Origin of the sequence: Protaetiibacter intestinalis, from assembly GCF_003627075.1 — a bacterium.
Lineage (GTDB): Bacteria > Actinomycetota > Actinomycetes > Actinomycetales > Microbacteriaceae > Homoserinibacter > Homoserinibacter intestinalis.
This window is the reverse complement of record NZ_CP032630.1, coordinates 1,933,859-1,952,827: the sequence shown is the minus strand read 5'-3', so window position 1 is coordinate 1,952,827 and position 18,969 is coordinate 1,933,859. Positions and strand designations below refer to the sequence as shown.

At 72.3% G+C, this 18,969-nt stretch carries 19 protein-coding genes; 13 read left to right on the top strand and 6 right to left on the bottom strand.

The window, feature by feature from the left end; all coding sequences use genetic code 11:
- Window positions 1–47: 47 nt before the first annotated feature.
- The gene (locus D7I47_RS09205) at window positions 48–593 is read left to right on the top strand and encodes a CGNR zinc finger domain-containing protein (protein ID WP_120762767.1); all 546 of its coding nucleotides are present in this window, start codon (window positions 48–50) and stop codon (window positions 591–593) included.
- A gap of 69 nt (window positions 594–662) precedes the next feature.
- Here D7I47_RS09205 and mazG read toward each other — a convergent pair whose 3' ends face one another.
- Window positions 663–1,328: a nucleoside triphosphate pyrophosphohydrolase gene (gene mazG, locus D7I47_RS09200; protein ID WP_120762766.1), complete on the bottom strand. Its 666-nt coding sequence runs from the start codon at window positions 1,326–1,328 to the stop codon at window positions 663–665.
- 25 nt (window positions 1,329–1,353) lie between these two features.
- On the opposite strand from mazG, the gene D7I47_RS09195 reads away from it, so the two are divergent.
- Window positions 1,354–1,929, top strand: a complete 576-nt coding sequence (locus tag D7I47_RS09195; RefSeq protein ID WP_157981687.1) for a thermonuclease family protein — start codon at window positions 1,354–1,356, stop codon at window positions 1,927–1,929.
- A gap of 57 nt (window positions 1,930–1,986) precedes the next feature.
- Here the strand turns inward: D7I47_RS09195 and D7I47_RS09190 are convergent, their stop codons facing one another.
- Window positions 1,987–3,447, bottom strand: coding sequence for an MFS transporter (locus D7I47_RS09190; protein WP_120762764.1), 1,461 nt, complete (start codon window positions 3,445–3,447; stop codon window positions 1,987–1,989).
- Between the two features lie 44 nt (window positions 3,448–3,491).
- Here D7I47_RS09190 and D7I47_RS09185 point away from each other — a divergent pair, with 44 nt between their 5' ends.
- Both D7I47_RS09185 and D7I47_RS09180 read left to right on the top strand, forming a co-directional pair.
- Window positions 3,492–4,241: a CPBP family intramembrane glutamic endopeptidase gene (locus tag D7I47_RS09185; RefSeq protein ID WP_157981686.1), complete on the top strand. Its 750-nt coding sequence runs from the start codon at window positions 3,492–3,494 to the stop codon at window positions 4,239–4,241.
- A 76-nt stretch (window positions 4,242–4,317) separates the two neighbouring features.
- Window positions 4,318–5,322: a hypothetical protein gene (locus D7I47_RS09180; protein ID WP_120762762.1), complete on the top strand. Its 1,005-nt coding sequence runs from the start codon at window positions 4,318–4,320 to the stop codon at window positions 5,320–5,322.
- Between the two features lie 9 nt (window positions 5,323–5,331).
- Here D7I47_RS09180 and D7I47_RS09175 read toward each other — a convergent pair whose 3' ends face one another.
- Genes D7I47_RS09175 through mfd form a run of 3 tightly spaced genes read right to left on the bottom strand, consistent with a single transcriptional unit; the run spans window position 5,332 to window position 10,214 of the window.
- Window positions 5,332–5,931, bottom strand: a complete 600-nt coding sequence (locus D7I47_RS09175) for a gamma carbonic anhydrase family protein (protein ID WP_120762761.1) — start codon at window positions 5,929–5,931, stop codon at window positions 5,332–5,334.
- Between the two features lie 4 nt (window positions 5,932–5,935).
- Complete coding sequence (locus D7I47_RS09170) at window positions 5,936–6,589, bottom strand: hypothetical protein (protein ID WP_120762760.1); 654 nt, start codon at window positions 6,587–6,589, stop codon at window positions 5,936–5,938.
- Window positions 6,590–6,638: 49 nt separating this feature from the next.
- Window positions 6,639–10,214: a transcription-repair coupling factor gene (mfd, locus tag D7I47_RS09165; protein WP_120762759.1), complete on the bottom strand. Its 3,576-nt coding sequence runs from the start codon at window positions 10,212–10,214 to the stop codon at window positions 6,639–6,641.
- A gap of 113 nt (window positions 10,215–10,327) precedes the next feature.
- Here mfd and D7I47_RS15065 point away from each other — a divergent pair, with 113 nt between their 5' ends.
- The 9 genes from D7I47_RS15065 to D7I47_RS09125 all read left to right on the top strand — a co-directional run bounded on the left by D7I47_RS15065 (window position 10,328) and on the right by D7I47_RS09125 (window position 18,366).
- Window positions 10,328–10,924 carry a hypothetical protein gene (locus tag D7I47_RS15065; protein WP_227000570.1) on the top strand — a complete coding sequence of 199 codons (597 nt, stop codon included), beginning with the start codon at window positions 10,328–10,330 and terminating at the stop codon, window positions 10,922–10,924.
- Entirely contained in the window at window positions 10,921–11,475 is a 555-nt protein-coding gene (locus tag D7I47_RS15060; protein ID WP_227000569.1) for an RNA polymerase sigma factor, read from the top strand. Before D7I47_RS15065 ends, D7I47_RS15060 begins: the two co-directional genes overlap by 4 nt.
- Before the next feature lie 54 nt (window positions 11,476–11,529).
- Window positions 11,530–12,510, top strand: a complete 981-nt coding sequence (locus D7I47_RS09155; RefSeq protein ID WP_120762758.1) for a sensor histidine kinase — start codon at window positions 11,530–11,532, stop codon at window positions 12,508–12,510.
- Window positions 12,458–13,171: a response regulator transcription factor gene (locus D7I47_RS09150; RefSeq protein ID WP_120762757.1), complete on the top strand. Its 714-nt coding sequence runs from the start codon at window positions 12,458–12,460 to the stop codon at window positions 13,169–13,171. The genes D7I47_RS09155 and D7I47_RS09150 overlap by 53 nt, the downstream gene beginning before the upstream one ends.
- Before the next feature lie 139 nt (window positions 13,172–13,310).
- Complete coding sequence (locus D7I47_RS09145; RefSeq protein WP_120762756.1) at window positions 13,311–14,366, top strand: ABC transporter substrate-binding protein; 1,056 nt, start codon at window positions 13,311–13,313, stop codon at window positions 14,364–14,366.
- Window positions 14,367–14,424: 58 nt separating this feature from the next.
- A complete protein-coding gene (locus D7I47_RS09140) occupies window positions 14,425–16,176 on the top strand; it encodes an ABC transporter permease (RefSeq protein WP_227000566.1) in 1,752 nt (583 codons plus the stop codon).
- A 17-nt stretch (window positions 16,177–16,193) separates the two neighbouring features.
- The gene (locus D7I47_RS09135; protein WP_227000565.1) at window positions 16,194–17,339 is read left to right on the top strand and encodes an ABC transporter ATP-binding protein; all 1,146 of its coding nucleotides are present in this window, start codon (window positions 16,194–16,196) and stop codon (window positions 17,337–17,339) included.
- Window positions 17,340–17,422: 83 nt separating this feature from the next.
- Window positions 17,423–17,869, top strand: coding sequence for a hypothetical protein (locus tag D7I47_RS09130; RefSeq protein ID WP_120762753.1), 447 nt, complete (start codon window positions 17,423–17,425; stop codon window positions 17,867–17,869).
- Complete coding sequence (locus tag D7I47_RS09125; protein WP_120762752.1) at window positions 17,869–18,366, top strand: RNA polymerase sigma factor; 498 nt, start codon at window positions 17,869–17,871, stop codon at window positions 18,364–18,366. The genes D7I47_RS09130 and D7I47_RS09125 overlap by 1 nt, the downstream gene beginning before the upstream one ends.
- Here D7I47_RS09125 and pth read toward each other — a convergent pair.
- The gene (gene pth / locus D7I47_RS09120; protein ID WP_120762751.1) at window positions 18,363–18,962 is read right to left on the bottom strand and encodes an aminoacyl-tRNA hydrolase; all 600 of its coding nucleotides are present in this window, start codon (window positions 18,960–18,962) and stop codon (window positions 18,363–18,365) included. The two genes, D7I47_RS09125 and pth, sit on opposite strands and share 4 nt — an antisense overlap.
- Window positions 18,963–18,969: the final 7 nt, after the last annotated feature.

Sequence of the window (18,969 nt, the reverse complement as noted above, 5' to 3'; positions counted from 1 at the left end):
AGTTGGTTATGGTCGTGACAGTAGCCCTCGCATCGGTCAGGAGTCAAATGCTTTTCACCCATGACACCGAACTGAACCTCACCTTCCTCCAGGCGCTGCTCGACACCGTCGCGGAGGCATCCGAGAGCGGCGAGGACGAGCTCGCCACCACGGGGCAGCTCGGGGCCCTGCTCGCCCAGTGGAAGTTCTCCGGACGCATCGACCACGACGAGCGGGAGCTGCGCGAGGTACGGGACACGCGCGACCGCATCCGCGAGGTCTGGGGCGCCGAGGAGGAGACCGTCGTGGAGTGGGTCAACGACACCCTCGCCGAGGCGCGCGCCGTGCCGCGGCTCGTCGATCACGACGACCTCGGCTGGCACATCCACGCGGTCGACAACGAGTCGCCGCTGGCCGAGCGCATGCTCGTCGAGGCCGCCATGTCGCTCGTCGACGTCATCCGCGCGGGCCGCCTCGACCGCCTGCGCGACTGCGAGGCCGACGACTGCGCGGGCGTGTTCGTCGACCTCTCCAAGAACGGCTCGAAGCGCTTCTGCTCCACCCGCTGCGGCAACCGCATGGCGGTGCGGGCCTACCGCGCCCGCCTCAGCTGACCCGCCCCCTCCGCGAAAGTACGCACTTTTGGGCTGTTTCGCGGCGATTCAGCCCAAAAGTGCGTACTTTCAGGGAGTCTCGGCGGCGCGGATGTCGTCCTGCAGCCGGCGCAGCGCGTCGCGGAGCGCACGCTCGGGGTCGAGCCCCGCGGCGCGGGCCGCCACGACGGTCGCGAGCAGCTCGTCGCCGAGCCGGGCCTCGGTGGCCGGCACGGCATCCGCGGCGACCGGCGCGAGCCCCACCTTCTCGGCGCGGCCCACGAGCTTCGCGGCGAGCGCGAGCGCGGGCATCGCCTGCGGGATGCCGTCGAGCACGCTCTCGCGGCCCGGCTTCTCGACCTTCTTGAGTTCGTCCCAGCGCGCCATCACGGCGTCCGGGGTGTCGGCGACCGCATCGCCGAAGACGTGCGGATGCCGACCCACCATCTTCGCGGTCATGTGCGCCGCGACGTCCTCGAGCGTGAAGCGCCCCTCCTCCGCGGCGATGTCGGAGTGGAAGATCACCTGGTACAGCACGTCGCCGAGCTCCTCGACGAGCTCCGCGTCGTCGCCCGCCTCGATCGCGTCGACGAGCTCGTAGGTCTCCTCGACGAGGTACTGCACGAGCGAGGCGTGCGTCTGGTCGCGGTCCCACGCGCAGCCGCCCGGCGCCCGCAGGTGCTCGAGCACCGCGACGAGCTCTTCGAGCTTCGGATGCGGCGTCGTCGGGACGATCGGCTCGGCGGACTCGCTCATGCCCCCAGACTGCCAGAATCGTGCGGTGAGGATCGGGCGGGTGCTGGGCGTCGTGACGCTCGTCGTGCTGCTCGCCGTGGTGCTCTGGCTGGCGGGCGGAGGGCGACTGCCGAGCCTGCCGTCGGCGGTGCCGCCGGGCGCGACCGAGCCGGACGTGCCGGGCGACGAGGGGGCGGCCCCCGCGGCATCCGGCACCCCCGAGGTCCCGGCGGATGCGGGCGAGGCCTGGGTCAGGTACGTGCACGACGGCGACACCCTGTTCCTCGAGGACGGCCGCAAGGTGCGCCTGCTCGGCATCGACACCCCCGAGGTGGGCGAGCACCTGGAGTGCCTCGGTGACGAGGCGACCGCGGCGCTGCGGGCCGTCCTGCCGGAGGGCACGCATGTGCGCACGGTGGCCGACGTGCAGGGACTCGACCAGTACGGTCGCTCGCTGCTGTTCCTGTTCACCGACGACGGGGCGCTCGTCAACCTCGACCTCATCCGGTCCGGCTACGCCGAGGCGGTCGTGCTCGAGCCGAACGTGCTGTGGGCGGCCGAGCTCGAGGCGGCCGAGGACGAGGCGCAGGCGGCCTCGCGCGGCATCTGGGGCGTCTGCTGATCCGAGGCGTCGATTCCCGTCGTACCGGGCGGCGCGCGGGCGACGGAAGCTGACGCCTCAGCCGACCTCGGGGATGGGGTCCGTCGCGGGCGGCACGGGGTCGGATGCGGGGGCGCGCCGCTCGCGCGGCATCGACACCGCCCCGACGAGCAGCAGCACGGCGATGATCGCCGCGCCGACGAAGACGGCGTCGGAGGCGCGGATGATGGTGCCCGGGTCGCCCTCGTCGCCGCCGAGGCCCGCGATCACGGCATTCGCGACGGCCCCGAGGATCGCCGCGCCGATCGACTGCCCGATCGAGCGGGAGAACATGCTCACCCCCGTGACGACGCCGCGCTCGTCCCAGCCGACGCTCGACTGCGCCGCGACGAGGGTCGGCACGGCCGCGAAGCCGAAGCCCAGCCCGATGACGAACGACAGGAGCGCGACCATCCAGACCGACGGTGTGAGTCCGAACACGGCGAGCGCCGCGACGCCGAGCACCACGAGCGTCGCGCCGATGACCGCCGTCGAGCGGAAGCCGATGCGCAGGTAGAGGCGACCCGACAGCGCGGCCGAGATCGGCCATCCGATGGTCAGCGTCGCGAGCGCGAGGCCCGCCACGAGGGGGCTCACCCCGAGACCGATCACGAGGTAGGTGGGGACGAACGCGGTGAGGCCGATGAGCGCGGCCCCCACCGCGAGCCCGACGAGGTTGGTCGCGCGCAGCAGCGGCCGGGTCAGCACCCACAGCGGCAGCACCGGCTCGGCCGCCCGCCGCTCGACGAGCACGAACGCGACGAGCAGCACGACGCCGCCGCCGAACACCGCGAACGAGGGCGGCGACGCCCACTCCCACGCGTTGCCGCCCTCCAGCACCCCGAGCAGCAGCAGCGTGAACGCACCCGTCATGAGCACCGCGCCCGCGTAGTCGATGCGGTGCCGCCGCGGCTCGAGCCGCTCGTGGTAGTCGCGGGCGAGCAGCCAGAAGGCGATCAGGCACAGCGGGATGTTGATGAGGAAGATCCCGCGCCAGAGGTCCCAGCCGGCGAACAGCCCGCCGAGCGTGGGACCGGCGACCGCCGCGACCGCCCACACGCTCGCGACGTAGCCCTGCACGCGGGCGCGCTCCTCGAGCGAGTAGATGTCGCCGATGATCGTGATGGTGATCGGCAGGATGGCGCCCGCGCCGATGCCCTGCACCGCCCGGAATGCGATGAGGCTCGGCATGTCCCACGCGACGCCGCAGAGGATCGAGCCGAGCAGGAACACCGCGATCCCGAACAGGATGACGCGCTTGCGTCCGATGGTGTCGGCGAGCTTCGAGTACACGGGCACGGTGACCGACTGCGCGAGCAGGTAGACCGAGAACAGCCACGGGAACTGCGGGAAGCCGCCGATGTCGTCCGTGATCGAGGTGACCGCCGTCGAGATGATGGTCGCGTCGATCGCCACCACACCGGTCGCGACCATCACGGCCAGCAGGATCGGTCCCCGTTCGGACCGCAGCCCGATGTCGCTCTTCGTCATCGTCTCCATTCAAGTGCCGGATGCCGCTGCGCATTCCCGCCAGAATGGGCGGGATGGACCTGCAACTGCTCGCTCTGCTGCTCGTCGCGGTGACGCTGCTCGTCTGGCGGGCGGTCACGCGCGAGCGGCGGGAGTACGCGCAGTTCAAGCGGATGCGGGCGACGGCATCCCGGCAGCGGGTCATGCGCAAGTGGCTCGTCGAGTCGGTGCTCGTGATGGGCGGGCTCTCGGCGGCGCTGCTGCTGGCCACCTGGGACATCGTGCCGGAGGCGCTCGGGGAGGCGCAGAACTGGGAGCCGATCGCCGCATCCCGCGACTTTTTCTCGGGCACCTCGCTCGGCCGCGGGCTCGCGATCGGCGCGGCCGTCGGCGGAGCGATCGCCCTGATCCTGCCCCTCGTGCTGCTGCGCAGGACCGACCCGGCCGAGGTGCCGAAGCTCGGCGACATCGGGGCGCTGCTCCCCCGCACCCGCGGCGAGCTGCCGTACGGTGCGGGCCTCAGCCTCTCGGCGGGCGTCTTCGAGGAGCTGCTGTTCCGCCTCGCGTTCCCGGCGCTGCTGTTCGGGATCGGGCTCGACGCGCCGATCGCGTTCCTCGTCGCCGCGGCCCTGTTCGGCCTGCTGCACCTCTACCAGAAGTGGGTGGGCGTGCTCGCGGCGACCGTGCTGGGGCTCATCTTCACCTTCCTCTACCTCGTCTCGGGCAGCATCCTGCTGCCGATCGTCGTGCATGCCCTCGTCGACCTGCGCTCGCTCGTGCTGCTGCCCCTGCTGATCGGCAGGGTCTGGTCGAAGACCGGCTGAGGCCCCGGCGCTGTACCCCGTTCGGGGGACGCCACTGGTAGGCTGAGGCGCACTCGACTTCCGATCGGAGCCGCCGGTGACCACCGCAGACACGACCGAGACCCCCGAGCTCTCCCCCGAGGGCACCCCGCCTCCCCGGCGCCGCCTGCTCCCCTGGATCGCGGGGGGCGCCGTGCTCGCGCTCCTCGCGGGCGGCATCCCGCTCGGCATCTGGATCGGGAACGAGACCGCCATCGTGGACGCGGCACGCGACGACGCGGCACTGCTCGAGACCGCGCTCGCGGACGCGAAGACCGCGGCGGGCGACTACCGCGCGACCGCGGAGGCGGTGGCGCAGTACACGACCACGCTCGCCGTACCCGTGCGCGACAGCGTCGCCGGCGCCACGGCCGAGTTCGACCAGGCGAGCGCCGACACCCTCGCGGCCGCGGTCGACGCCGTCGCCGCGACCACCGTCTCCCCGCTCGTGCGCGACGCCGACGAGGGCGAACAGCTGCCCGCCGATCCGACCGCCGACGCCCTGAGCATCCGCATCGAGTACCTCTCGAACGACGCGGAGCGCTTCGCCGTCAACCTCGAGCGCCGCTATCGGCAGCTCGACGGCGACGCCCGTCAGAGCGCCCGCGAGGAGGTCGCCGCGGAGGCCGCCCGGCTCGACGAGCTCGTCGAATTGTTCGAGGCGGCGGAGACGGAGGCGATCGACGCCGTCGACGCGACGGATGCGGCGATCACCGCCGCGGCCGCCACCGGAGCCGAGACGGGCGCCGCGACGCTCGCCGCGTTCCAGTACGCGGGCGAGGCTGAGAGGGCCGCGATGCAGGGCTCCGTCGACGCGCTCCTCGCGCTCGCGGAGGTCGAGCTGCCGATCGCCTGGCAGGGGCGCCTAGCCGACGGGACCGCGCCGCTCGCGACCGCCCCCGGGACGGTCGCCGACTACGTCGCGACGACCGCGGGAGCCCGCGCCTCCGAGTCCGCCAACACGCCCCGCAGCTCGGGAGGCGGGGGCGGCGGCCAGATGTACTCGTGCTGGATCCCCGGGTTCTTCGGCGGTCCGGGGTACCTCGGGTGGTGCTACCGCTGAGGACGCGCCTCAGTCGACCGGGCGGTCGTCGGCGTGGCGGGCGAGGTGCCGCGCGTAGCGCTCGGTGAGCTGCACCATGAGGTCGGGCGTCGAGCGGTCGAGGCCGAAGACGTAGCCCGGGAAGTCGAGGTCCTGCTGGATCTCCCAGATCTCCTCGTGCCGGTCGGGGCCGAGGATGCTGGCCGGGTCGCCGACCGCGACCCACGCGATCGGCACGGTCGACTCGGCCGGCAGCACCGTGCGCAGGTGTACGACCGCGTTGATGCGCACCTCGCTGCGTGCGCCGATGCGCGCCCCGTTGAACACCCGCGAGCCCGTCGCCAGGAACACCTCGTCGCCGATCGTCGCCCCCGACACGGACGCCATGGGGCCCACCAGCACGTGGTCGCCGATGTGCAGGGGGTCGGTCGCGCTCGCCCGCAGCAGGGCGTTCTCCATCACGATCGTCGACTCGCCGATCGTGATAGGACCGCCTTCGGCGCTGATGACGGCGCCGTGCAGGATCTGGCACCCGGGTCCGATGGTGACGTCGCCCGAGACGACCGCGGTGGGTGCGACGACCGCCGTGGGGTCGACGCGCGGGCTGTGGCCGAGGTGTTCGTACAGCATGCGGTCACGCTACTCCGGGCGTGCGCTCCCCGTCCTCGGCCTCATCGAACTCGTCGGGCAGCGGGTAGCCGAGCGACAGCGCGAGCCTGTGGAACGCGTCGCGTTCGGCCGCGTACTGCCCCCGCAGCTCGGTGACGCCCGCGAGCTCGATGGGCGCCTCGTCCCCGTCGTCGTCATCGCGCTCGACCGCCTCGACGGCCTCGTGCAGCTGTCGCAGCCGGCTGAGGCCGACGGTGAGCCGCCAGAGGTCCTCGTGGCGGATGCCGTCGCCCGCCCAGGCGACGACGTCGTCGTCGATCGGGAGCACCCCCTCCACCCGCGCGACGGCGGCCCGCCCGCGCGGCACGAGGAGGGAGTTGACGACGCCCGCGAGCGCGGCACCCGCGAGCACCGCGACGATGAGCACGACCGTCGCGAGGCCGGCGTGCATACCGCTCAGGAATGCCCACACGAGGGCGGCGGCGACCACCCCGCCGAACAGCACGACGCGGATCACCGCCGCGAGCACCCGGCGCCCGCCGCGGCGATTGGTGGGTTCGAAGTTGGCGCGCCACTCGGCTTCGATCTCGGCGGCGCGCGCGGGGTCGGTCACGTACCAGGCGACGTTGTTCCGACGCTCACCACGGAAGATCCCGGGGCGCTGTGTCTCGAGAGGCATGCGCGCCATGCTAGCGGCGCGCCGGTTCCGGGCGGCGGCCGGTCGCCGCTCAGCCGACGGGAGCGGACGCGGGCACCGCGGCCGTGAGCAGTTGACCGACCCACGCGATGAGCTCGGCATCCGAGGCGTCTTCCGGCATGGGCACGTTCACCGCGTGCTGGGCGGCGAAGAACTTGACGCCCGGGTACATGCGCGTGAGGCGCACCTGGATCGAGTCGGGCGGGTCGAGCGGCGCGAGCCGCATCCGCCCGCCCATCGCGACGACCTCCCCGAGGCCCGCCTTCTGCGCCTGGCGCCGCAGCCGCGACACCGCCACGAGCTGCTGCACCGCCTCGGGCGGCTCGCCGTAGCGGTCGGCGAGCTCCTCGACGACGCGGTCGAGCGCGTCGTCGGGCGAGAGCGGGGCGGATGCCGTGGAGAGCTTCTGGTACGCCTCGAGCCGCAGCCGCTCCGACTCGATGTACTCCTCGGGGATGCGCGCATCCACCGGCAGTTCGAGCCGCAGCTCGGTCTGTCCCTCGGCGACGTCGCCGCGGAACGCCGAGACGGCCTCGCCGATCATCCGCAGGTACAGGTCGAAGCCGACGCCCGCGATGTGGCCGGACTGCTCGCCGCCGAGCAGGTTGCCCGCCCCGCGGATCTCGAGGTCCTTGAGGGCGATCTGCATGCCGCCGCCGAGCTCGTTGTTGGCGGCGATCGTCTCGAGCCGGTCCTGCGCCGTCTCGGTGAGCGGCTTCTCGGCGTCGTAGAGGAAGTACGCGTACGCCCGCTCGCGGCCACGGCCCACGCGCCCGCGGATCTGGTGCAGCTGCGACAGGCCGTACTTGTCGGCCGCGTCGATGATGAGCGTGTTGGCGTTCGCGATGTCGATGCCGGTCTCGATGATCGTCGTCGTCACGAGCACGTCGAATCTCCGCTCCCAGAAGTCGACGATCACCTGCTCGAGCTGGTGCTCGGTGAGCTTGCCGTGCGCGACCGCGATCCGCGCCTCCGGCACGAGCTCGGCGAGCTCCGCGGCCACCCGGTTGATCGACGACACCCGGTTGTGCACGAAGAACACCTGCCCCTCGCGCAGCAGCTCGCGCCGGATCGCCGCGGTGATCTGCTTGTCCGAGCGCGGCCCCACGAAGGTGAGGATCGGGTGCCGGTCCTCGGGCGGCGTCGCGAGCGTCGACATCTCGCGGATGCCGGTGACCGCCATCTCGAGCGTGCGCGGGATGGGGGTGGCGCTCATCGCCAGGATGTCGACGTTGGTCTTCAGCTTCTTGAGCTGGTCCTTGTGCTCGACGCCGAAGCGCTGCTCCTCGTCGATGACGACGAGGCCGAGGTCCTTGAACCGCACGGCGTCCGAGAGGATGCGGTGGGTACCGATCACGACATCCACCTCGCCCCGCTCGAGCCCCTCGAGCGTCGCCTTCGACTCCTTCTCGGTCTGGAAGCGGCTGAGCGCGCGCAGGTGCACGGGGAAGCCGGCGAAGCGTTCCTGGAAGGTCTCCATGTGCTGCTTGACGAGCAGCGTGGTCGGCACGAGCACCGCCACCTGCTTGCCGTCCTGCACGGCCTTGAACGCGGCGCGCACGGCGATCTCGGTCTTGCCGTAGCCGACGTCGCCCGAGATGAGCCGGTCCATGGGGATGGGCCGCTCCATGTCGGCCTTCACCTCGTCGATGGTCTGCAGCTGGTCGGGGGTCTCGGCGAAGGGGAACGCCTCCTCGAGCTCGCGCTGCCAGGGCGTGTCGGGGCCGAAGGCGTGGCCGGGGCTCGCCATCCGGGCGCTGTAGAGCTTGACGAGCTCGACCGCGATGTCGCGCACCGCCTTGCGCGCCTTGCCCTTCGCGGCCGCCCAGTCGGATCCGCCCATCTTGCTGAGGGCGGGGTTCTCGCCGCCGACGTAGCGGGAAAGCTGGTCGAGCTGGTCGGTGGGAACGAAGAGCCGGTCGCCGGCCTGGCCGCGCTTGGAGGGCGCGTACTCGAGCACGAGGTACTCGCGGGTGACCTTCTCGTGCTTCGTACCGAGCGGTCCGCGGGCGACACGGCCGCCGCCCGTGACCTCGCGCGTGACGAGCTCGACGAAGCGGCCGATGCCGTGCGTCTCGTGCACGACGGCGTCGCCGGGCTTCAGCTGCAGCGGGTCGACGACGTTGCGGCGGCGGCTCGCGAGCCGCTTCGGCTGGCGGGAGTCGATGCCGGCGGCGCGGCCGTAGAACTCGGCCTCCGAGAGCAGGGCGAAGCGGGCGTCGTCGAGTTCGAAACCCGCCTCCACGGAACCCGTGACGAGGTAGGCGACCCCGGCCTCCGGCTCCGCGGGGGCGGCGTCGACGATGCGCGCCGCCACCTCGTGCTCGGCGAGCACCTGGGCGGCGCGGTCGACGAGGCCGACGCCTGCGGCCGCGATCGCGACCGACCACTCGCCCTTCAGCAGCGCCGCGACGTGGGATGCGGCGCCGTCGACCTGCCCCGCGAAGCTCGGGATGGCGCGGCCGTCGACGCGCGAGACCTCCTCGTCGTCCGCGTCGAAGGGGCTGACCGTCCACCAGCTGCGGGGGCGGGCCTCGGCGCGCAGCCCCGAGACGGTGAGGAAGTCGCCCGTGTCGAGGCTCGCCTGCAGGTCGATGGGGGCCTGGGCGCCCGCCGTGGCGGCGCTCCACGCGGCCTCGAGGAACTCGCGGTTCGTCTCGGCGAGGCTGAGGGCTCGGGTCGCCACCCGCTCGGGCGAGAGCACCGCGACGGCGGCATCCTCCGGCAGGTAGTCGGTGAGCGGCACGAGGCGCCCGACGAGCGCGGGCGTGAGCGACTCCATGCCCTCCACGGGGATGCCCTCGGCGATCTTCGCGAGCATGCCCGCGACGCCCTCGAACTCGTGCCGCAGCTCGCTCGCGCGCGAGCGCACGGCATCCGTGATGAGCAGCTCGCGAGCCGGGCCGAGCTCCACGGGCGGCACCTCGCCCGGCAGCGAGCGCTGGTCGGCGACCGAGAACGCCCGCAACTGCTCGAGCTCGTCGCCGAAGAAGTCGGCGCGCACGGGGTGCACGGCGTCCGGGGGGAAGACGTCGAGGATGCCGCCGCGCACCGCGAACTCCCCACGCCGCGTGACGAGGTCGACGCGCGTGTAGGCCAGCTCGGCGAGCCGCACGGCGAGCTGCGCGATGTCGTAGCCGCGCCCCTGCGGGGTGAGCACGACCGGCTCGAGCTCGTCGAGCCCGGGGGCGAGCGGCTGCAGGGCGGCGCGGACGGATGCCACGAGCACGAGCGGGCGCTCGCGCGGCCCGTCCTGCCAGCGGCGCAGCTCGCGCAGGCTCTTGAGGCGCCGACCGACCGTCTCGGCGGACGGGCTCAGCCGCTCATGTGGCAGGGTCTCCCAGGCGGGGAACGGCAGCACGAGCGCCTCGGGAGCCCAGCACGCGAACGCCTCCGCGACGGCCTGCGCCTCGCGACTCGTCGCGGCGACCGTGAGCAGCGCCTGCCCCGTGCCCGACGCCCGGGTGCGCCGCTCGAGCAGCCCCGCCAGCAGGGGCACCCGCAGCCCCTCGACGGCGGAGAAGTCGCCGTCGGAGGAGGCCCCCGCGAGCGCATCCGCGTAGCTCTGGGCGCGCGACAGCACCGGAATCAAAGGAGCGAGACCCACTCGTGGGAGCTTACGCGCGTGCGAGGACACCGTCCGCCCGCCCACGAAGCCGGCGTGGACGTTGCGGGCGTTGCCGGTCAGGAACAGAGTGAGACCCCAGCGAAGGAGCCGCCATGACCACCGACCTCGACCACCGACTCGCCACCGCCGCGCCCGATCGCGACCTCGCCGACGCGGTCACGGGGGAGCTCGATGCGCTCGTCGCGGGAGCGCGCGACGCCCACACGACTCGGGCCCGGCGCCGGCGGAACTCCGTGCTGGGCGCGGGCGTGCTCGGCATGGCGCTGCTGGGCGGCACCGCCACGGCCGCCGCGTCCGGGGTGCTGCCGTGGACGGGATGGACCATCGAGCCCGACGCGATCGTGCGCCTCGACTACGTCGCCACGACCTCGGGAGGGCCCTACGGTTGCGAGGTCGCCATGCGCATCGAACCCGGGCTGGATCCGGCCGTCGCCGACGCGGCCCGCCGCTATCTCGCAGAGGTGGACCAGGATGCCCCGCTCGGGGAGGTGGATTCCGAGACCACCCCCTACACGCCGGAGGACTTCCCGGACACCGGCATAGATCGCGCGACGTTGGAGGCGACGCTCGCCGCGAACTGGTGGAGCTTCCGGGTGTGGGTGGCGATGGGCGACGAGCTCGGCACTACGGGCCTCGTGGACTACGGCATGACGATGCCGTCCGAGACCCACTGCGAACCCCTGCCGTGACGCGGGGAGACCGCGAGCTCACCCCGCTCATCGAGGAGGTGGCGCCCGAACTGCTGCGCTACTTCCTGCGTCGGGTCCGGCAGCGTGAGGACGCGGCCGACCTGGTCGGCGAGACGCTCGTCGTGCTGTGGCGACGCGCACGGAGCCTGCCGTCGGAGCACGAGGCGGCGCGGATGTGGGCGTTCGGGGTGGCGCGGCGCGTGCTCGAGACCCACCGCCGCGGCACCCGTCGCCGCTCGGCCCTCGCCGAGCGTCTACGAGAGAGCGTTGCCGCCGAGCATCCGGCGCCCGATGAGGGGGTCGAGGTGCGCGCAGCCGTCGCCGCGCTTCCCGACGAGCTGCGGGAGCTCGTGATGCTCGTGCACTGGGACGGGTTCCGTCTCGTCGAGGCGGCGGCGCTGCTGGGCCTGAACCCCTCCACGGCCCGGGGTCGCTACCAGCGGGCCCGGGAGCAGCTGGCGGCGGCGCTCGGCGATGTCGCCGCGGACGGCGACGAGGGCGAGGGCCATCGACAGCAGGAGCCGAACTCCGCCCTCGCCCGTTCGCGCTGACGCGCCCGCGTCGACCCCGCGAGGGGAGACCGCCCGCGACCTACACTGGTCGCCGTGGCCATCGCCGACGAGCCGACTCCGCCGCCGCGGCGGAGACTGACCGGCGGTGCGGTCCTCGTCGTCGCCGCCGCGATCGCCGGACTCGCGCTCATCGCCGCGGTCGTGGCGATCGGGCTCGAGCGCACCGGCTGGGCGATCGGCGCCGTCGTGGCGAGCGCGATCGCCGGCGGCGTCGCCGCCTGGTCCGCCGTCGCCGAGTGGAGCCGGCTCCGTGCGGATGCGGCCCGGGTGCGCTCGATCGCGAGCCAGTCGACCGAGCGGGTCACCATCCTGAGCCACGAGATCCGCACGCCGCTCAGCCTCATCAAGGGCGCGAGCGACCTGCTCATCGAGCAGTCCCCCGGCCCCCTCAACGAGCAGCAGCTGCGCTTCGCCACCACCATCAGCGCCAACTCCGACCACCTCGTGCAGCTCGCCGAGGACCTGCTCACGCAGGCGCGGATCGACGCCGGGATGTTCTCGCTGCACCTGTCGCGCACCGACCTGCGCGCCCTCTCCCGGCGCACGGTCGAGGAGCTGCGGCGGCTGCACACGATCGCCATCGACCTCGACGTGCCCGGCGCGCCGCCCCGGCTCTGGGTCGACGCGGGGCTGATCCGGCAGGCGATCACCAACCTCGTCAACAACGCCGTCAAGGCGAGCCCGGATGCCTCGACCATCCTCGTGCGGGTCGCGCACGGGCTCGACGGCGGCGCCACGATCTCCGTGAGCGACAACGGCACGGGGATGAACGAGCTCGAGCGGCGACGGCTGTTCGAGAGGTTCGCGAGCGGGCACCCGCTGCGCGACGGCACGGGGCTGGGACTCGTCATCACGCGGCAGATCGCCCGCCTGCACGGCGGAGATCTCTACGTCGACACGGTCGCGGGGCGCGGAACGACTATCATCCTGGCCATTCCCGCGATGAACGAGACGGTCGAGGATGACGACGCACCAGGAACAGCCGCAACCCCGGGCGCTCGTCGTCGACGATGAGCGCCAGATGCGCGACATCGTGACCTTCGCCCTCGAGACGCAGGGCTTCACGACGGTCGAGGCATCCGACGCCGAACAGGCATGGACGGCGTTCGAACGCGAGAGCTTCGACGCGATCATCCTCGACGTCATGCTGCCCCGGGCGAGCGGCATCGCCCTGTGCCGCCGCATCCGCACCGTCTCGAAGGTGCCGATCATCCTGCTCACCGCGAAGGGCGAGGCGGCCGACCGGGTCGCCGGGCTCGAGGCGGGCGCCGACGACTACGTCGTGAAGCCCTTCCACCCGCGCGAGCTCGCCCTGCGTGCGATGTCGGTCGCGCGCCGCTACCGGGAGGCGCCCGCGGGATCCCGCATCGTCAACGGCGACCTCGTGATCGACCCGCGCACGCTCACCGTGCTGCGGGCGGGCACCCGGGTGCCGCTCTCGCAGAGCGAGTTCCACCTGCTCATGGCGCTCGCCTCCCGGCTCGACGAGGAGGTCGGCTGGGGGCTGCTGCTGCAGGAGGTGTGGGGCACCGACCTCATGCTGGGCGGACGCGACATGGTGAAGACGGCCGTCTACCGGCTGCGCGGCAAACTGGGCGACTCCTCCGCGGCACCGCACTACATCCAGTCGGTGCGCGGGCGCGGCTACCGGATGCCCCGGCTGCCCGCCCCCTGACCGACGGTCACAGAACTGTCACCGAACGTCGGCCACCGTTACCGACGCCGGTCGCGCACCTCTCTAGCGTGGAGAACGCCTCTCGACGACGAGTGTCGAGAAGCACCCTTCCCGACACCGAGAGAAGAGGAACCCCCTCATGAAGCGAATCCCCGCACTGGTGGGGGCGACGGCGATGTCGCTCCTGCTCCTGACGGGTTGCGCGGTCACCCCGACGGCCGACGACAGCGAACAGCCCGACGAGCTCGGCGGCAGCATCACCATCGCGTGCGGCGCGATGGAGGACTGGTGCCAGGCCATGACGAGCGCGTTCACCGCCGAGACCGGCGTGAAGGCCGACTTCGTGCGGCTGTCCTCGGGTGAGACCGTGGCCCGGCTCGACGCCGCCCGCGACGCCCCCGAGTTCGACGTCTGGCACGGCGGACCCGTCGACGGCTTCGGCGCCGCCCGCGACGCGGGCCTCCTCGAGGCCTACGAGTCGCCGAACGCCGCCGCCATCCCCGAGAAGTACCGCGACCCCGACCACTACTGGACGGGCGTCTACGTCGGCGCGCTGGGCTTCTGCTCCAACCAGCGCGTGCTCGACGAGCTCGGGGTCGACGTGCCGACCAGCTGGGACGACCTGCTCGACCCGAGGCTGAAGGGCCAGGTGTCCACGGCGCACCCGTCGACCTCCGGCACCGCGTTCACGACCCTGTGGACCCAGGTCACCCGCCTCGGCGGTGAGGACGAGGGCCTCGAGTTCATGAAGAAGATGCACAACAACGTGCTGCAGTACTCCAAGAGCGGCACCGCGCCCGGCCAGATCGCCGGCCGCGGAGAGGTGGCCGTCGGCATCGTCTTCTCGCACGACTGCGTCAAGTACCAGGAGGAGGGCCTGTCCGACCTCGTCGTGTCGTTCCCGAAGGAGGGCACCGGCTACGAGATCGGCGGCGTCGCGCTCGTGAAGGGTTCGAAGAACAAGCCGGCCGCGCAGGCGTACATCGACTGGGCGCTCACCGCCGAGGCGCAGAGCATCGGGCCGACCGTGGGCTCCTACCAGGTGCTCACGAACCCGGATGCGGTGCGCGACGAGCGGATGGTGTCGCTCGACGAGGTGAAGTTCGTCGACTACGACTTCGTCGCCGCCGCGGCCGCGAAGCCGGAGCTCACGGCCCGCTTCGACGCCGAGATCGCCGCCCAGCCGAAGGAATAGCCGCCCGCATCAGCCGGGGTGGGGTGCGGCGACGCACCCCACCCCGAGAAAGCCCGTCATGACTACAGACATCCCCACGATGCGCCGCTCCGGCTGGTCGCTGCTGCGCCGCCGCGAGACCCCGCTCGACCTCCCCACCCGCATCGCGGTGGCCCTGGTCGTGCTGGTGCTCGGCCTGCTCATCGTGCTGCCCCTCATCAACATCCTCTCCTCCGCCGCATCCGCCGACGGCCTCAAGGTCTTCGCCTCGATGTTCACCTCCGGCGTCAACCTGCAGATCGTGCAGAACACGGTCGTGCTCGGGGTGCTCGTCGGTGTGATCGGCACCGCGATCGGCTTCCTGTTCGCCTACGTGCAGGTGCGTCTCGACTTCCGCGGCAAGAAGCTGCTGCACCTGCTGGCGCTGCTGCCGATCGTCTCGCCGCCGTTCGCCGTGGCGACCGCCGTCATCACCCTGTTCGGGCGCAGCGGCATCGTCTCCCACGAGCTGCTCGGGCTCAGCCCCACCCTGTACGGCCTGCCGGGGCTCACGATCGTGCTCTCGCTGTCGTTCTTCCCCGCCGCGTACATGAACATGCTCGGGCTGCTGCGCAGCCTCGACCCCTCGCTCGACGAGGCGGCGGCGAGCATCGGCGCGTCCAAGTGGCGCATCTTCCGCACCGTCACGCTGCCGATGCTCGTGCCGGGCTTCGCGAGCTCGTTCCTGCTGCTGTTCGTGGAGGCGATCGCCGACCTCGCGAACCCGCTCGTCATCGGCGGCGACTTCACGGTGCTCTCCTCGCGCGCCTACATCGCCATCACCGGCGAGTACAACGTGGGGGCGGGCGCCGCCTACTCGATCGTGCTGCTGCTGCCGGCGCTCGCGGTGTTCCTCGTGCAGCGCTACTGGGCGGGGCGCAAGAACGTCGTCTCGGTGACGGGCAAGCCCGCGGGCCGCCCCGACACCGTCACCTTCCTGCCGGCCCGCATCCTGCTGCTGACGGGAGTCGGCCTCATCGCGCTGCTCATCGTCACGATCTACGCGACCGTGGTGCTCGGCGGCTTCGTCAAGATCCTCGGCATCAACAACGCGTTCGACCTCAGCCACTACCGCTACGTGCTGAGCGGCATCGGCTCGGATGCCATGATCACCACGACGACCCTCGCCCTCATCGCCACGCCCATCGCGGGCGTGCTGGGTCTCGTCGTCGCCTGGCTCATCGTGCGCAAGCTGCGCTCCGGCCAGGGCGCCCTCGACTTCCTCGGGATGCTGGGGCTCGCCGTGCCGGGCACGGTGCTCGGCATCGGCTACGCGCTGACCTTCAACTCCCCGCTCGGCTTCGGCAACGTGGCCCTCCTGCCCGCGCTCGCGGGCGGCGGGGCCGTGTTCGGGGGCGCGGTCGCGATCGTCATGGTGTACGTCATCCGGTCGAGCCCCTCCGGGCAGCGCGCGGGCGTCGCGTCCCTGCAGCAGATCGACATGGCCATCGACGAGGCGTCCGCCTCGCTCGGGGCCTCCGGGATGACGACGTTCCGCAAGGTGACGCTGCCGCTCATCCGTCCGGCGCTGCTCGCCGGGCTCACCTACGCGTTCGCCCGCTCGATGACGACCCTGTCGCCGATCATCTTCATCACGACCCCGCAGACCAAGATCATGACCTCGCAGATCCTCTCCGAGGTGGACGCGGGACGGTTCGGCAACGCGTTCGCGTACTGCACGATCCTCATCGTCATCGTGATGTCGGTCATCGGCCTGCTCAACCTCTTCGTCCGCGACAGCTCCGTCCCCCGGGGGGCCGCCGGACTGTCCTCCTCGACCACCCTCGAATGAACCCGAAGGATCCCGCCATGACCTCCACCCTGTCCCCGCGTGCCACCCGCTCGACGGATGCCGCGAGCGGCGAGCTCGTGCTGCGCGCCGTCGAGAAGTCGTTCGGTTCCGGCGAGAACCGCGTGACCGCGGTCGACCACGTCGACCTCACGGTGCATCCCGGCGAGTTCGTGACCCTGCTCGGCCCCTCGGGCTGCGGCAAGACGACGACGCTGCGCATGATCGCCGGGTTCGAGTCGCCCACCTCGGGCAGCGTGCTGCTCGACGGCGACGACATGCTGCGCTTCACGGCCGACCGCCGCCCGATGGCGATGGTGTTCCAGTCGTACGCGCTCTTCCCGCACATGACCGTGTTCGAGAACGTCGCCTACGGGCTACGGCTGCGGCGCGTCCCCGCCAAGCAGCTCAAGGAGGAGGTGGGCTTCGCGCTCGCCTCGATGGGGCTCACCGCCCTCGCGGAGCGCGCGCCCCACCAGCTCTCGGGCGGTCAGCAGCAGCGCGTCGCCCTCGCCCGCGCCATGGTCGTGAAGCCCAAGGTGCTGCTCTTCGACGAGCCGCTCTCCAACCTCGACGCGAAGCTGCGGGTGCAGATGCGCCTCGAGATCCGCCGGCTGCAGCGCCTGCTCGGCATCTCGAGCGTCTACGTGACCCACGACCAGGACGAGGCGATGAGCCTCTCCGACCGGATCGTCGTGATGCGCAACGGGCGCATCGAGCAGGTGGGCACGCCCGACGAGATCTACCGCACCCCGGCATCCGTGTTCGTCGCCGATTTCATCGGCCGCGCGAACTTCCTCGACGTGGCCGAGGCGTCCGACTCGAGCCGCACGGGACACGCCGACATCGTCGTGCTCGGCGAGCGGATGTCGGCGCGCGCCCACCCGGATGCCGTGCAGAGCGCCGCGAGCGTGCTCATGGTGCGCCCGGAGGCGATCCGGGTGCGGCGCTACGCGGAGGGCGACGACCAGGTGGTCGGCAACCACGGGCGCGTGCTCAACGCGGTCTTCTACGGGGAGAGCGTCGAGTACGAGATCGAGACCGAGGTCGGCACGATCGTCGCGGTCGTGTCGGACCCGGTGTACGAGGAGATCGTGCCCGTCGGCGAGCTCGTCGGCATCTCGTTCGACCCCGAGCGCGCCTGGCTGCTGCCCGCCGACGCGTAGCGACCGCTCGCAGACGCATCGCTCGCATCCGGACACGTACCGGGTATCGGGGTTCTCCCCCGCGAGATGTGAGGATGCACACCATGACGCCCACCCGGATCGACGACGAACTGGATGCGATGCTCGCCGCGGCGCGCCCCGCGGACCCGGCGCGTGACCGCGCCGTCGCCGCGGAGCTCGACGCGATGGTCGCGCGGACCGTGCCGCGCGCCCGGGGCGTGCGCGGCCGGCGGCTGCTGGCCGGGGCCGGGGCGGGCGCCCTGCTGCTCGGCGGCTTCGGCGCGGGCGCCGCGATGGCGGAGGGCGGCGCGACGGACGACGCGCCGAGCGACGTCACGCGCGCCGCCGACGACACCGTGCCGCTGACCGTCGTGGACGGCGACAGCGGCTGCACGCTCGCCGTGATCGTGCAGGGCGAGGTCGTCGAGGGCGGCGACGACCCCTCGAACCAGGTGGTCGTCGAGGTCGACGAGGCGACCGGCAACCTGCGGGTCACGGTCTTCGCGAGCGACGAGGGCACGAGCTGCTGATGGTGCGCGACGACCGCATCCGCACCCTCGTCGACGCGAACGCGGCCGACCTGCTCGGCTACCTGAGCAGGCGCGTGACGCCGCGGGAGGACGCCGCCGACCTGCTCGGCGAGACGCTGCTGACCGCCTGGCGACGCCGGCGGGACCTGCCGGACGAGCCCGAGAACGCCCGCATGTGGCTGTACGGGGTGGCCCGCCGGGTGCTCGCCAACCACCGCCGCGGTGTGCGCCGCCGGCGCGCGCTCGCCGACCGGCTGGGCGTCGAGGTCGCCGGCTTCGTCGCCACCCACCCCGACCCCGCCGAGGGTCAGGAGGTGCGGGATGCCGTGGCCGCGCTGCCCGAGGAGCTGCGCGAGCTCGTGATGCTCGTGCACTGGGACGGCTTCGGCGTGGGCGAGGCGGCCGATCTGCTCGAGCTCAACGCCTCCACGGCGCGCACCCGCTACCAGCGGGCACGGCAGCTGCTCGCCGAGGCGCTCGCGCCCGTGGTCTCCTAGGGGGTCTGCGGGTCGCGCGGGCTGTGCCAGCGCTGCTGGGCGGCGACGAGGCCGTCGCGCACGAGGTCCTCGGCGGCGTCCGCGGCATCCGACAGCAGCGACGGCAGCACCTCGCGCTCGGCCTTCGAGAACGGCGAGAGCACGAAGTCGGCGGCGTCCTGCCGGCCGGGAGGGCGCCCGATGCCGATGCGCACGCGCGCGAAGTCGGGCGTGCCGAGCGCCGACTGGATGTCGCGCAGGCCGTTGTGGCCGCCGTGGCCGCCGCCCACCTTGAGCTTGACGGTGTCGAAGGGGATGTCGAGCTCGTCGTGCAGCACGACGATGCGGTCGGCGCCGAGGCCGAAGAACTTGGCGGCGGAGGAGACCGGGCCGCCCGAGAGGTTCATGAACGACAGCGGCTTCACGAGCACGAGCTTCGGCAGCCCCGGCCCGAGGCGGCCCTCGGCGAGAAGGGTGTTCGACTTGTGGCGCGAGAAGCGCGCGCCGATGCGGTCGGCCAGCACGTCGAGCGCCGACTGGCCGACATTGTGGCGGTGAGCGGCGTAGCCGGGCCCGGGATTCCCGAGCCCGGCTACGAGCCAGACGTCATCCGCCACGGGGTGG

Bases quoted from the DNA above. Each gene is read 5' to 3' on its own strand.
- D7I47_RS09205 (WP_120762767.1), top strand. From the start codon at position 48: ATGCTTTTCACCCATGACACCGAACTGAACCTCACCTTCCTCCAGGCG.
- mazG (WP_120762766.1), bottom strand. From the start codon at position 1,328: ATGAGCGAGTCCGCCGAGCCGATCGTCCCGACGACGCCGCATCCGAAG.
- D7I47_RS09190 (WP_120762764.1), bottom strand. From the start codon at position 3,447: ATGGAGACGATGACGAAGAGCGACATCGGGCTGCGGTCCGAACGGGGA.
- D7I47_RS09185 (WP_157981686.1), top strand. From the start codon at position 3,492: ATGGACCTGCAACTGCTCGCTCTGCTGCTCGTCGCGGTGACGCTGCTC.
- D7I47_RS09175 (WP_120762761.1), bottom strand. From the start codon at position 5,931: ATGCTGTACGAACACCTCGGCCACAGCCCGCGCGTCGACCCCACGGCG.
- D7I47_RS09170 (WP_120762760.1), bottom strand. From the start codon at position 6,589: ATGCCTCTCGAGACACAGCGCCCCGGGATCTTCCGTGGTGAGCGTCGG.
- D7I47_RS15065 (WP_227000570.1), top strand. From the start codon at position 10,328: ATGACCACCGACCTCGACCACCGACTCGCCACCGCCGCGCCCGATCGC.
- D7I47_RS09150 (WP_120762757.1), top strand. From the start codon at position 12,458: ATGACGACGCACCAGGAACAGCCGCAACCCCGGGCGCTCGTCGTCGAC.
- D7I47_RS09145 (WP_120762756.1), top strand. From the start codon at position 13,311: ATGAAGCGAATCCCCGCACTGGTGGGGGCGACGGCGATGTCGCTCCTG.
- D7I47_RS09140 (WP_227000566.1), top strand. From the start codon at position 14,425: ATGACTACAGACATCCCCACGATGCGCCGCTCCGGCTGGTCGCTGCTG.
- D7I47_RS09135 (WP_227000565.1), top strand. From the start codon at position 16,194: ATGACCTCCACCCTGTCCCCGCGTGCCACCCGCTCGACGGATGCCGCG.
- D7I47_RS09130 (WP_120762753.1), top strand. From the start codon at position 17,423: ATGACGCCCACCCGGATCGACGACGAACTGGATGCGATGCTCGCCGCG.
- D7I47_RS09125 (WP_120762752.1), top strand. From the start codon at position 17,869: ATGGTGCGCGACGACCGCATCCGCACCCTCGTCGACGCGAACGCGGCC.